Origin of the sequence: Corallococcus llansteffanensis, assembly GCF_003612055.1 — a bacterium.
Classification (GTDB): Bacteria; Myxococcota; Myxococcia; order Myxococcales; family Myxococcaceae; genus Corallococcus; species Corallococcus llansteffanensis.
Genome location: NZ_RAWB01000012.1, coordinates 36,926 through 44,255, shown reverse-complemented (window position 1 = coordinate 44,255; position 7,330 = coordinate 36,926). Strand labels below are relative to the sequence as shown.

Here is a 7,330-nt window from a genome sequence, read left to right as displayed (position 1 = left end):
GCCTCCGCCAGCGCCTGGCCGCACAGCACGCAGGTGGCCGAGCGTGGCGGGTTGTAGCCGTCACAGTTCGGGCAGACCACCGGGAGCGCGGACAGCAGGAGCTGAGACATGGGCGGGGCGCCAATCTAGGGGGGCGTGAAACGTCGGGTCAATGAAAGCCGGCGGGGCTGGAGGCCCGCGCCCCGGGCTCCAACGCCCGTGAAGGAAGTGCGATGTTCCAGGGTAACGTTGCCCCTGCTGTTTGGGGCAGTTACGATTGCCACCGCCTCGATGATTCGCCTGAACGACATCTTGCAGCGGGTTGCGTCGTACCACCCGGACCCCGACCTGGACATCATCAAGAAGGCGTACGTCTACTCGGCCAAGGTCCACCAGGGGCAGCTCCGGAAGTCCGGTGAGCCCTACCTGATTCATCCCCTGGAGGTGGCGGGCATCCTCGCGGAGCTCAAGCTGGACGAGGCGTCCATCGTCACCGGTCTGCTCCACGACACCATCGAGGACACGCTCGCCACGGCGGAGGAGCTCACGGAGCTGTTCGGGCCGGAGGTCGCCCAGCTCGTGGACGGCGTGACGAAGCTGTCCAAGTTCTCCGCGTCCGCGACGCTCTCCCAGGAGGAGAAGCAGGCGGAGAACTTCCGCAAGATGATCATCGCGATGGCGCAGGACATCCGCGTCATCCTCGTGAAGCTGGCGGACCGCACGCACAACATGCGGACGCTGGATCACATGTCCGAGGAGAAGCAGGCCCGCATCGGACAGGAGACGCTGGACATCTACGCGCCCCTGGCCAACCGGCTGGGCATCTCCTGGATCAAGACGGAGCTGGAGGACCTGTCCTTCCGCTACGTGAAGCCGCAGGAGTTCTTCGCGCTGGAGGAGCAGCTCAACAAGCGCAAGAAGGAGCGCGAGGCGTACATCGAGGACACCTGCGACCTGATGCGCGCCAAGCTCCAGGAGCGCGGCCTCAAGGGCGACGTCAGCGGCCGCTTCAAGCACGTCTACAGCATCTGGAAGAAGATCAAGTCGCAGGGCATCGACTTCGATCAGATCCACGACATCATCGCCTTCCGCATCATCGCGCCCGCGGTGCCCGCCTGCTACGAGGCGCTGGGCATGGTGCACCAGATGTGGAAGCCGGTGCCGGGGCGCTTCAAGGACTTCATCGCCATCCCCAAGCCCAACATGTACCAGTCCCTGCACACCACGGTGATTGGTCCGTTGAGCGAGCGCGTGGAGGTGCAGATCCGCACCGCGGAGATGCACAAGATCGCCGAAGAGGGCATCGCGGCGCACTGGGCCTACAAAGAGGGCCGCGCGCCCATCTCCAAGGACGACGAGAAGTTCGCCTGGCTGCGCCAGCTCATGGAGTGGCAGCAGGACCTCAAGGACCCCAAGGAGTTCCTGGAGACGGTGAAGGTGGACCTCTTCACCGACGAGGTCTTCGTCTTCACCCCCAAGGGCGACGTGCGCAGCCTGCCGCGCGGCGCGACGCCGGTGGACTTCGCGTACGCCATCCACTCGGACGTGGGCGGCCGGTGCGTGGGCGCCAAGGTGAACGGGAAGATCGTCCCGCTGCGCTACAAGCTGAAGAACGGCGACACGGTGGAGGTCCTCACCAGCCCCCAGGCGCACCCGTCCAAGGACTGGCTCACCTTCGTCAAGACGAGCCGCGCACAGCAGCGCATCCGTGGCTTCATCAAGCAGCAGCAGCGGGACAAGAGCCTGCAGCTGGGCCGCGAACTGGTGGAGCGCGAGTTCAAGCGCTTCCAGCTCAACTTCAACAAGCAGATGAAGTCCGGCGAGCTCAAGAAGGTCGCCGAGGAGCTGGGCTTCCGCGTCGAGGAAGACCTGCTGGTGGCCATTGGCTACGGCAAGGTGACGCCACAGCAGCTGGTGCAGCGCATCGTGCCGCAGGACAAGCTGGCGCAGGCGGAGCCGCACCCGCGCCCCACGGACGGCAACGGGACAGGCAACGGCAACGGCGGCGGGACGGGCAGCAACACGTCCATGCTGCCGGGCCTGTCGCGCATGACGGACCTGGCCAAGCGGCTGGTGGGCCGCAACAGCCGCAGCGGCGTCCAGATTGGCGGCGTGGACGACGTGCTGGTGCGCTTCGGGCGCTGTTGCAACCCCGTTCCCGGGGACCCCATCGCGGGGTTCATCACCCGGGGCCGGGGCGTGACGGTGCACACGGTGGGGTGTGAGAAGGCGCTGGCCACGGACCCCGAGCGACGCGTGGACGTGTCCTGGGACGTGAAGGGGGACTTCAAGCGGCCCGTCACGCTGCGGGTGCTGACGGCGGACCGGCCGGGCCTGCTGGCGGACATCACCCACACGTTCTCCAAGAAGAGCGTCAACATCTCCCAGGCGAACTGCCGGGCCACCGGCGATGACCGGGCGGTGAACACCTTCGAGGTCACCATCTCCGACCTCAAGCAGCTCACGGACCTGATGCGCTCCATCGAGCGTCTCACCGGCGTCTACTCCGTCGAGCGAATCTAACTTCAGGCCGGATGTGCTACAGCGCGCGGCGGACCCGCGGCCCCTGGTGCCCCCAGGGCCGCCTCACCCGAGGTGTGCTGCATGGCGCGCAAGGCAATCCACTCCGACGACGCCCCCAAGGCCATTGGCCCTTACTCCCAGGCGGTGCAGGTGGACGCCGGGAAGCTGACGTTCCTGTCCGGCCAGATTCCGCTGGATCCCAAGACGATGGAGATCGTCCCCGGTGACGTCGTCGCGCAGGCCGAGCGCGTGATGGAGAACCTCAAGGCCGTGCTCGCCGCGAGCGGCCTGGACTTCTCCCACGTCGTGCGCTGCACCATCTTCCTCACCGACCTGGGTGACTTCGCCAAGGTGAACGAAGTCTACGGCCGCTCCTTCACCGGGGCCCCGCCGGCCCGCGCCACCGTGCAGGTGTCCGCGCTGCCGCGCGGCTCCAAGGTGGAGATCGACGCCATCGCCGTCTCCTGAGGTTCCCGACGTCGGGGACGCAAGGCCCCTGGAAACACGAAGGCCGTCGGTTCCCGCTGAGGGAGCCGACGGCCTCGGTGCTTTCAGACGACGGTGGAGCGGGGGCGGACTACTTCGCGTCCGCCGCCATCACCACGCCGGCCTTCTTCAGCTCCTCGTCGATGACCTTCTTGAAGGCATCGAAGGGCTGGGCGCCCACGAGGGTGCGACCGTTGATGAAGAAGGTGGGGGTGCCGTTCGCGCCCAGGGCGGAGCCGGCGGCCATGTCCGCTTCGATCTGCGCGTCGAACTTGTTGCTGTCCAGGGCGGACTTGAACTTCGCCATGTCCAGCTTCAGCTCCTGCGCGTACTTCTCCAGGGACGCGCGATCCAACGCGCGCTGGTTGGCGAAGAGCTTGTCGTGCATCTCCCAGAACTTGCCCTGCTCGTGCGCGGCCATGGAGGCCTGCGCGGCGAGCTTCGCGTGCTGGTGGAAGGACAGGGGCTGGTGCTTGAAGGCCACCTTCACCTTGCCCTTGTACTCCTTCTCCACCTGCTCGAGGGTCGGCACCGCGCGGCTGCAGAACGGGCACTCGAAGTCGGACCAGGCGACGATGGTCACGGGCGCCTTGGCGGGACCGCGCACCGGGGCGTTGCCCACGTCCACCTTCTGCACGGCCGGCTCGGCGGGGGCCGCGGGAGCGGCAGGCGCGGCGTTCACGTTGTCCTGGTTCAGCTTCGCGTAGAGGTCCTCCGCCTTCGTCCCGGCGGCGAGCGCCTTGTCGGCCTTGGCGATCTCCTCGTCGATGATGGGCTTGAAGGCCTCGAAGGGCTGCGCGCCCGACAGGAAGCGGCCGTTGATGAAGAAGGCCGGCGTGCCGTTGGCGCCCACCGCGGAGCCGGCGGCCATGTCGGCCTCCATCTGCGCGTTGAACTTGTTGCCATCCACCGCCGCCTTGAAGCGGTTCATGTCCAGCTTCAGCTCCTCGGCGTACTTGTCCAGGGAGGCGCGATCCAGCGCGCGCTGGTTGGCGAAGAGCTTGTCGTGCATCTCCCAGAACTTGCCCTGCTCGTGCGCGGCCAGCGCGGCCTGCGCGGCGTCCTTCGCGTGCGAGTGCATGGGCAGCGGCTGCTGGCGGAAGACCACGCGCACGTCCTTGCCGTAGGTCTCCTTGATGCGGTTGATGGTCGGCACCGCGCGGCTGCAGAACGGGCACTCGAAGTCGGACCACTCCACGATGGTGACCTTCGCGGTCGCCGGGCCGAAGGACGGGGCGTTCGCGGGGATCTCAATCTTCTTCGCGGTGGCCTGGGGCTCCTGGCCCTGGGGGGCGCGCGACGGGGCGCGCTCGACGCCCTTCTCGATGGTGCGCGCGTACACCTGGGAGGGGGCCACGCCGCTCTTCACGAGGCCCTCGGCCTTGGAAAGCTCCTCGTCGATGAGGCCCTTGAAGTTCTCGATGGGCTGCGCGCCCGACAGGAAGCGGCCGTTGATGAAGAAGGCCGGCGTGCCGTTGGCGCCCAGCTGCGTCGCCAGGGTCTGATCCTTGGAGATGGTGTCGGACAGGCGCGACTCCGCCATGTCCGCCTTCCACTTCGCCACATCCAGGCCGATCTGCTTCGCGTAGGACTCCAGGCTCTCCGCGTCCAGCTTCTTGTTGTTGGCGAAGAGCAGGTCGTGCATGTCCCAGTACTTGCCCTGCTCACCGGCCGCGAGCGCCGCGAGGGACGCGGGCTTGGCGTGCGGGTGGAAGGACAGCGGGTTCTGGCGCATCACCACGCGCAGCTTGCTGCCGTAGTCCTTCTGGAGCTGCACGACGGTGTTGTGCGCGCGGCTGCAGAACGGGCACTCGTAGTCGGAGAACTCCACGATGGTGACGAGCGCGTTGACGCTGCCCTTCACCGGGGCGCCTTCGACGGGCACCTTGAAGACGGTGGGGTCCACCTGGCGCGCCGGCTTGGCGGCCTGAGCTACGGTGGGGGTGTTGCCGGGGGTGGTGGCTTTCGAGCCGCTGGCGGCACGGCCGCCAACGAACCCGAGCACCAGGCCCACCAACAGGGCCACGATGACATTGGGCTTCATGGGTTGGGAATGCTCCTGCGCCATAGGTCCGACTCCGGGGGCCCAAGCGGGTGTCTGGGTAGGGAAAGGGCGGGGTACTTAACAGAGGGATTTCCAGACACGCAAGCCGCTACGACAGCCTGCGTCCGCCGCATCCAGAGGCCCCGAAGGGGCGGACAACGACGCGGTGTGGATCGAAATTCCCTCTCAAGGCGTGTCCACGGTCGTCCGGCGCGCATGTCAGGATGCGAGGCCATGGAAGCCGGTGTGCGAGTGGATACGTCCGGGGCGCTGTGCCCGGTGCCCATCCTGGAGATCGCCAAGGCGATGCGGCGGCTGGCGCCCGGGACGCTGGTGGAGCTGGTGTCCACCGACCGCGGGCTGGAGGCGGACCTGCCCGCGTGGTGCGAGGCCACCGGGAACGTGCTCGTGCGCCTGGAGCGCCAGGGCGCCCACTACGTGGGCTGGGTGCGCAAGGCGGGGTAAGCGCTCGTAGGCCAGAGGCCTACAAGCCCTGAAAGGCCAGAGGCCTACAGCAGCTGCAGGACGCGGTCCTCCAGGCGGCGGCCCCGGCTGACGCCGAGGATCAGCACCTGGTGCTGGAGGAGGTGGCCGACGGTGCGGCTGATGACCTCTTCGGCCTTCTGGGCCTGACCGTCGAAGCGCACGCGCAGCACGTCCGGGCCTTCCATGCGCGCGTCGGTGACGCCGGGCAGGGCGTTGATCTCCGGGATGATGACGTCGCCCCGGGCGATCTGGACGCGGAACTCGGCGCCCTGACCGGTGAGCTCGGCCATGGTGCCGGCCTGCGCGAGCGAGCCCTTGTCGAGGATGGCGGCCGCGTCGCACAGCTCCTCCAGCTCCTGGAGGTTGTGGCTGGAGACGACGACGGTCTGCGTGCCCTTCATGTCCTTGATGAGCTGACGCACCTGCGCGGCGATGCGCGGGTCGAGCCCCGCGGTGGGCTCGTCCAGGAGCACGAGGGGCGGGCGGCCCATGAGCGCCTGGGCCATGGCGGCCCGCTTGGCCATGCCGTGGCTGAGCGCCTGCGTCTGGACCTTCCAGGCCTCCATCAGCCCTACCTTCTCCAGGGCGCCGCGCGCCTCGTGTTCGGGCTGGGGCAGGGCGGACAGGCGGGCCCAGTACGTGAGCAGCGCGCCCACCTCCCAGCCCGGCGGCAGCACCGCGTCCTGGGGCAGCGCGCCCACGCGGCCCTTGAGGGCGCCGGGCGTGGTGGGCGACACGCCCATCACCTGGAGCGAGCCCTCGGTCGGGTAGAGGTAGCCGCACATCATGGAGAAGGTGGTCGTCTTGCCGGCGCCGTTGGGGCCGATGAGGCCGAACACGTCGCCCTGTCGCACCTGGAGGCTCACCGCGTTGACGGCGACCTTGGGGCCGAAGTGCTTGGAGACGCGGGTCAGTTCGATGGCCAGCTCGCTCACAGGTCCCTCGTGCGCAGGACGCCGTAGGCGCCCACCAGGAAGATGGCCGCGAAGGCGGCATAGGCCGCTCCGCTCGCGGCGAACTCGGCGAGCCTCGGGTGCAGCAGGTTGCCCGAGTAGTTGGACGGGGACAGGTAGCGCAGGAAGCGCAAGGGGTTGGTGTCGCTCGAGGCGCGCGCCACGGAGTCCATCAGCCAGAAGACGAACAGCAGGATGAAGTTGAAGACGAGGCTCACGGCCGGGCTGCGGAAGAGGCTGGAGCACAGGGTGGTGAGGGCCACGTACGAGACCGAGAAGACGATCGTGGCAATCCAGAACTTCAGCAGGTTGAGCACCAGCACCCCGAAGCCGAAGTCGGGGTTGAGGATGCGCGCGTAGATGAAGATGGCCAGGTCGATGACCAGCACCAGCGCCAGCAGCAGCGTGGCCTGGGAGAGGAACTTGCCCATCAGCACCGACGAGCGGCGCGCCCGCACGGTGAGGTAGCGGATGGAGCGCGGGCCCACCTCGCCGCTCACCTGGTCGAAGCCCATCAGCGCGATGTAGGCCGGCAGGAAGAAGAGGGAGATCTTGAAGACGACGAGCACCACGATGGGCACCTGCGCCAGGGCCTCCATCATCGCGGTGTCGTTGCTGGTGAGGAAGCCCAGCACCCCGCGGTGCAACTCGTCCGCTGCGCGCGCGGTGGCCTCCGCGTCGGCGCCGACCTCCTGCAGCTTGACGTTCACCTGGCCCTGCAGCTCGCGGGTCACGAAGCCCACCACGAGCAGCACCAGCGCGGAGAACATGCTGTAGAGGCCGAGCAGCACGAGCGCGCGCCCGCTGCGCACGGCCCTGCGCAGCTCCGCCGCCCAGATCACCACCATCTCTTTAGGTC

Annotated in this window: 6 protein-coding genes; 3 read left to right on the top strand and 3 right to left on the bottom strand. The window is 68.0% G+C overall.

The window, feature by feature from the left end; all coding sequences use genetic code 11:
- Nucleotides 1-270 precede the first annotated feature (270 nt).
- Both D7V93_RS02250 and D7V93_RS02245 read left to right on the top strand, forming a co-directional pair.
- Nucleotides 271-2,502 carry a RelA/SpoT family protein gene (locus D7V93_RS02250; RefSeq protein WP_120641768.1) on the top strand — a complete coding sequence of 744 codons (2,232 nt, stop codon included), beginning with the start codon at nt 271-273 and terminating at the stop codon, nt 2,500-2,502.
- A gap of 81 nt (nt 2,503-2,583) precedes the next feature.
- Nucleotides 2,584-2,970 carry a RidA family protein gene (locus D7V93_RS02245; RefSeq protein WP_120615792.1) on the top strand — a complete coding sequence of 129 codons (387 nt, stop codon included), beginning with the start codon at nt 2,584-2,586 and terminating at the stop codon, nt 2,968-2,970.
- 109 nt (nt 2,971-3,079) lie between these two features.
- Here the strand turns inward: D7V93_RS02245 and D7V93_RS02240 are convergent, their stop codons facing one another.
- A complete protein-coding gene (locus D7V93_RS02240) occupies nt 3,080-5,032 on the bottom strand; it encodes a DsbA family protein (protein ID WP_120641771.1) in 1,953 nt (650 codons plus the stop codon).
- Between the two features lie 234 nt (nt 5,033-5,266).
- Here D7V93_RS02240 and D7V93_RS02235 point away from each other — a divergent pair, with 234 nt between their 5' ends.
- A complete protein-coding gene (locus D7V93_RS02235) occupies nt 5,267-5,497 on the top strand; it encodes a sulfurtransferase TusA family protein (protein ID WP_120641767.1) in 231 nt (76 codons plus the stop codon).
- A gap of 44 nt (nt 5,498-5,541) precedes the next feature.
- On the opposite strand, the gene D7V93_RS02230 is transcribed toward D7V93_RS02235, so the two are convergent.
- Together D7V93_RS02230 and D7V93_RS02225 are read right to left on the bottom strand one after the other, a co-directional pair.
- Nucleotides 5,542-6,453, bottom strand: coding sequence for an ABC transporter ATP-binding protein (locus D7V93_RS02230; protein WP_120641766.1), 912 nt, complete (start codon nt 6,451-6,453; stop codon nt 5,542-5,544).
- Nucleotides 6,450-7,319 carry an ABC transporter permease gene (locus D7V93_RS02225; RefSeq protein WP_120641765.1) on the bottom strand — a complete coding sequence of 290 codons (870 nt, stop codon included), beginning with the start codon at nt 7,317-7,319 and terminating at the stop codon, nt 6,450-6,452. The genes D7V93_RS02230 and D7V93_RS02225 overlap by 4 nt, the downstream gene beginning before the upstream one ends.
- Between the last annotated feature and the right edge of the window lie 11 nt (nt 7,320-7,330).

Bases quoted from the DNA above. Each gene is read 5' to 3' on its own strand.
- D7V93_RS02250 (WP_120641768.1), top strand. From the start codon at position 271: ATGATTCGCCTGAACGACATCTTGCAGCGGGTTGCGTCGTACCACCCG.
- D7V93_RS02245 (WP_120615792.1), top strand. From the start codon at position 2,584: ATGGCGCGCAAGGCAATCCACTCCGACGACGCCCCCAAGGCCATTGGC.
- D7V93_RS02240 (WP_120641771.1), bottom strand. From the start codon at position 5,032: ATGAAGCCCAATGTCATCGTGGCCCTGTTGGTGGGCCTGGTGCTCGGG.
- D7V93_RS02235 (WP_120641767.1), top strand. From the start codon at position 5,267: ATGGAAGCCGGTGTGCGAGTGGATACGTCCGGGGCGCTGTGCCCGGTG.
- D7V93_RS02225 (WP_120641765.1), bottom strand. From the start codon at position 7,319: ATGGTGGTGATCTGGGCGGCGGAGCTGCGCAGGGCCGTGCGCAGCGGG.